Consider the following 5,006-nt stretch of genomic DNA (forward strand, 5'->3'; position numbering starts at 1 on the left):
AGGTACTCAAACAGATTTTGATGGGAAATACACTATTTCTGCATCTAGCGGGCAAGTACTTTTATTTACTTATTTAGGTCAAACACCTACTTCTCGTACTGTTAGTAACTCTAACGTTATTAACGTACAAATGCAGGAAGATGCTGAAGCCCTTCAAGAAGTTATTGTTACTGGACTTGGTATAAGCAAGAAAGAAAAAGCTATTGGTTATGCTGTTCAAAAAGTTACAGGAGAAAGTATTGATAACGCCAAAGAAGTTAACATTGTAAACTCTTTACAAGGTAAAGTTGCAGGTGTACAAATCCAAGGTAGTTCATCTACTTTAGGTGGATCATCTAGAATAACTATTAGAGGTTCAAACTCATTCTTAGGAAATAACCAGCCATTATTTGTAATTGACGGTGTTCCAGTAAGTAACCAAAGTTTTTCTAGCTCAAGCCAAGAAAGAGGTTTTGGTGGAGGCAACTATGATTACGGTAACTCTGCGTCAGATATAGACCCTTCTAGTATTAAAACTATGTCTGTATTAAAAGGTGCTGCCGCAACTGCTATATATGGTTCTAGAGGTGCAAATGGTGTTATATTGATTACGACCAAAAATGGATCTGACAAAAAAGGTCTTGGAGTAACTTTTGATAGTAGTATTACTATTGATGAAGTTAGAAACTTAATACCTCACCAAAGAATGTATGGTGGTGGTTCATCTTATGATACACCAAGTGGATTTAATGAATTTACACAAGATGGTGTAGCATATTTAGCTCCCAACTACGGAAAAGATGGATCTTGGGGTCCTAAATTTGACCCAAATGTAAATGTTAGACATTGGGATTCTTGGGATCCAGGAGCTAGTAACTACAAAGAAACTAGACCTTGGGTTGCCCCTGATAACACATATGATTCATTCTTTAATACCGGTGTAACTCTTATGAATAGTGTTGCGTTAAGCGGCGCAAATGAAAAAGGCTCTTTTAGATTGGGTTATTCTAATGTAGACCAAACAGGTACAACTCCTAATGGTGCTTTACAGAGAAATACAGTAAACCTAAACACAACTTATAATTTAACAGAAAAATTAAAAGCTGGTGTAACAATGAGCTACATAAAAACAGAAGCTCAAAACAGAAACATTACAGGTTATAGCAACGGAAACCCTTTACAAGGATTTAACCAATGGTGGCAAACACAATTAGATGTTGAGAGAATTAAAAATCAACAAAACACAACAGAAGGTAACCAATACACTTGGAACCCAAAAGGAATTGTTACAGATGCTTCTGGTAACTTAACTTCTTTTGATCCTACTCCTAATTATTTTGATAATCCATCATGGGTTAGAAATAACTTTATGCAAGAAGATACTAGAAATAGAGTTTTTGGTAACGCTAACTTTAGCTATGCTATAACTGACAACTTAAGCTTATCTTCTCAATTTGGTACAGATATATCTCAATTTAGTTTAATGGAAGGTATTCCATTTAGATCAGTAGATCCTTCTAAATATGTTGAAACTGAAAGAAAATTCCAAGAAAACAACTTTGAGGTTAGATTAAACTATCAAAAAGATTTTTCTGAAGACTTTACTTTTAGTGGTATATTGGGTGCTAACAGGATGAGACAGTTTACAAAAAGAATAACTGCTGCAACTTCTGGTGGTTTGGTAGTAGATCGTTTTTACAATATTAGCAATTCTAGTGCTGCTGCTAACACAGATACTTACGAGGCTAACAAAGGAATTAATAGTATATTTGGATCAACTTCTTTTGGTTTTAAAGATATGTTATTCTTAGATTTATCTGCTAGAAATGACTGGTCTTCTACACTTCCAAAAAAGAACAATAGCTATTTTTATCCTGCTGCTTCTATAAGTTTTGCTTTATCTGAATTAGATTTCATAAAAGGTAGTAACGTAGTAAATTTTGTTAAGCTTAGAGCTAGTATTGCTCAAGCGGGTAATGATGCAGATCCATATAGGTTATCTGATGTATATTCTCCTTTGACTCCAAATTTTGGAAGTTTCCCAATGTACACAGTTCCTAACTCACAGCAAAATCCTGACTTAGTTAATGAGTTAACTACAGAAACAGAATTCGGTATTTTAGTTAAATTATTTAATAGTAGATTAAGTATTGATGCTTCTTACTACGATAGACTTACTGAAGACCAAATTTTTAACGTACCAACTTCATCATCTACAGGTTATTCATCAAAATTATTGAATGCTGGTAGTATGAAAAATTCAGGTTTTGAATTCCAAATTAATGGTACTCCAATTCAAACAGAAAACTTTAGATGGGATATAGGATTAAACCTTACTCAACAGAAAAATGAAGTGGTTGAATTGTTAAAAGATGAAAATGGCGAAACTTTAGTTGAAAGTATTAATATGGGTGGAACTTGGGCTGCCGATTTAAGAATTCAAGAAGGAAAACCATATATGGCTATGTACGGTCAAGATTACATTTATGATGACAACGGAAACAAAGTTGTTGGTGATGATGGAGCATACCTATTTACTGATGATAGAGTTTACCTAGGATCTGCAATTGCTGACTGGGTTGGAGGTGTAAGTACATCTTTTACGTATAAAAACTTTACATTGTCTGGTTTAATAGATTTTCAAGAAGGTGGTATAATACACTCTACTTCTTTACAGTGGGCCAAATACTCAGGTATGCACCCAGAAACTGTAGCCTTTAATGGCGAAAGTGACACTAGAGCTAACGGAATGGTTTTACCTGGTGTAACATCTACTGGAGCTGTAAATACTACAAGAATAGATCCACAAACTTATTACCAAACATATTGGAATAGAGCTGCTCCTAACGTTTATGATGCTAGCTTTATTAAATTTAGAGACGTAAGATTAAGTTATTCTTTACCTGCTAAAGTGTTAAAAGACCTTCCTTTTACAAGTGTAAATCTTAGTGTATTTGGCAGAAACTTAGCTATAATCTCTGCAGATGTACCATATATTGACCCTCAAGTTATTACAGGCTCTGGTAACGTACAAGGTTTGGAGAACGCACAGGTTCCACCAACAAGATCATTTGGTGTTAATTTATCTGCTAAATTTTAAATTATTAAATCATGAAAAAAAATAAAATATTTACCTTATTACTTTCTGCAACTATGTTTTGCGCTTGTGATAATGGACTTGAAGAACTAAATGTTGACCCTAACAATGCGGTTATAGTTAGCCCTTCTACCCTACTAACTACAGCAGAATACACATTCTACAACAGTATGGCCGGAACAGGAGTTAATGCTGGATGGGGTATGTTAATGACACAACAGTGGGCAGAAAATGAATATACTGAAGACAGTAGATACAATCAAACAATTACTGCTTTTGATGGTACGTGGTCTACAATGTATGTATCTATACTTAAAGAACTAAATTCTGCCAAAGAATTAGTAGAATTACAAGACGTATCTGACAACATCAAAACTAACAGGAAAAATATCTTAGATGTAATGTCGTCTCAAGTATTTACTTTCTTATCTGATGGTTTTGGCGCAGTTCCTTATACTGAAGCAATTAACAGCGAGTTTAACTTACCAAGTTATGACTCTCAGGAAAATGTTTATTTAGGGATTTTAGAAACTTTAGAACAAGCAAGTAATAGTTTTGACACTAGCTCTCCTTCTTTTACCAGTGGAGATGTAGTCTATAACGGAAATGTTGATAGCTGGATTAAGTTAACAAATTCACTTATGCTAAAATATGCCATACGTCTATCCGACGTTGATTTAGCAACAGCTACACAATATGCAACAGCTGCAGCTTCTAATTTAATCTCAAGCAATGTAGAAAATGCTTTATTTACTTTTGATGCCGCACCAGATAGGTCTAATCCATTATGGAGAAATGTAAACATAAATAATAGAGATGATTATGCGGTTTCTGAATATTTAGTTACTACCCTAACAGACCTAGGTGACCCAAGGTTAGAAGTATATGCTAAACCTGCTTCTAGTGGTTCAATTGTTGGTATGCCTTACGGCTTAAGTGATAATGACGCTACAGTATTAAAGCCTACAACTTCTAGACCAAGCGATTTAGTTAGAGCTGCAACAGCACCTCACGTAATTATGTCTTATGCAGAAGTACAATTTTTATTAGCTGAAGCTTACCAAAGAGGTATATTAACTGGAGATGCAGAAGCAGCATACAACAACGCTGTTACAGCTTCTATGAACTATTGGGGTATAGATGATTCTGCAGCTATAAGTGATTACTTAACTAATAATCCTTATGATGCTGCTAACTGGAAAGAATCTATTGGGGTTCAAAAATGGGTTGCGTTATATGCTAAAGGTTTTGAAGCTTGGAATGAATGGAGAAGATTAGATTACCCACAATTAACAGCTCCAGAGGCGGCATTCATTAGTACAATTCCAGTACGTATGCCATATCCTTTATCTGAAACAACATCAAATGCAGCTTCACTAGAAGCAGTTACTTCTACACCAGGAGATATGACAACAAAAGTTTGGTGGGATGTAAATTAAAATTATTTTAATTTCAAATATATTTCAAACCTGCAGGTATTCCTGCAGGTTTTTTTATTTAAAAACTTACTCAAAAAATAATCAAATAAAAATAAAATAAGAAAAAAACTACAATATATAATATCTAAAAATTAAGATATTTAAATGTAAAAAAATATAAGGAAATTGAGAATTGTATTGATTTTCAATTTAGTAATAACACGAAATAAATAAATAGATTGCGTAAAACAAAACATAAGTTTAGAGTAAATTTCCTACATTATCAGTTGTTTATTATTAATATAACAATACGTAATAAATAATAAACAAAATTACATTTTTAATAGTCTGACATAATTAAAATTATGAATAATATAAAATTTTAGGTCTTTTTATAAGATTATTGTTAAAATAAATAGAAATTTAGTTTGCTTATTAACATTAATTTTTGATTTTTGATACCGACTAATTCAAATATTTCAAAAATGAAAACAAAACAAAGAGGAATCTTA

General features: G+C 33.0%; 2 protein-coding genes. Both read left to right on the plus strand.

Annotated elements, in window-relative coordinates; all coding sequences use genetic code 11:
• The coding region (locus KLA_RS16940; RefSeq protein WP_034647304.1) for a SusC/RagA family TonB-linked outer membrane protein at positions 1-3,079 on the plus strand (3,079 nt) is incomplete at its 5' end.
• Between the two features lie 11 nt (positions 3,080-3,090).
• The gene (locus KLA_RS16945) at positions 3,091-4,515 is read left to right on the plus strand and encodes a SusD/RagB family nutrient-binding outer membrane lipoprotein (protein WP_013621703.1); all 1,425 of its coding nucleotides are present in this window, start codon (positions 3,091-3,093) and stop codon (positions 4,513-4,515) included.
• The last annotated feature ends 491 nt before the right edge of the window (positions 4,516-5,006 follow it).

It is taken from the genome of Cellulophaga geojensis KL-A, assembly GCF_000568425.1.
In the GTDB taxonomy this organism is placed as follows: domain Bacteria; phylum Bacteroidota; class Bacteroidia; order Flavobacteriales; family Flavobacteriaceae; genus Cellulophaga; species Cellulophaga lytica.